1 protein-coding gene is annotated in these 564 nt (G+C 62.1%); it reads left to right on the top strand.

Annotation, left to right across the window (positions count from 1 at the left end; translation table 11 throughout):
- Window positions 1-142 precede the first annotated feature (142 nt).
- Window positions 143-564, top strand: a 422-nt coding sequence (locus A5780_RS40005; protein ID WP_231982949.1) for a relaxase domain-containing protein, incomplete at its 3' end; no start/stop codon positions are given.

Here is a 564-nt window from a genome sequence, read left to right as displayed (position 1 = left end):
TTAACCTCACAACCCACTCTCACAACCACATTCCCCCACTACCACTCACCCACAACCACTCACTCACACAAAAATTTTCACACCTCATGCTCCCAGGTCACGAACAGATAACGAGAAATCTGGAGCGGCGTAGCCTGGATGCATGATGTCGCTGGCGAAGATCGCGTACGGCGACGGCTATGAGTATTACCTGCGGAATATCGCCACGAATGACGCCAATGACCGTGGCGCGCAACAGCTTGCCGCCTATTACAGCGAGCGCGGGGAGTCCCCTGGTCGCTGGGTGGGGTCGGGGCTGGGTGCCCTGGATATCGTCGAGGGCGACATCGTCACCGAATCCCAGATGCGGGCTTTGTTCGGTCGCGGGATGCATCCGAACGCCGACACGATCGTCGCGCAGCTGGCGGCCGAGCAGATGGCCGAGGGTGTCTCGCCGCGGGTGGCCCGCCTCTACGGCGCGAAGATGGCCCAGCTCGGCCGCCCGCATAACCGATATGTGGTCGCCGAGGCTGGCTACCGGTTCGAGTGCGCCCGCGCCTATGCCGAATACAACCGTGCCCAAGG

It is taken from the genome of Nocardia sp. 852002-20019_SCH5090214 (genome assembly GCF_001665865.1).
GTDB classification, from domain to species: domain Bacteria; phylum Actinomycetota; class Actinomycetes; order Mycobacteriales; family Mycobacteriaceae; genus Nocardia; species Nocardia nova.
The sequence above is the reverse complement of the archived record's forward strand: the minus strand, read 5'-3'. Positions and strand labels throughout refer to the sequence as shown.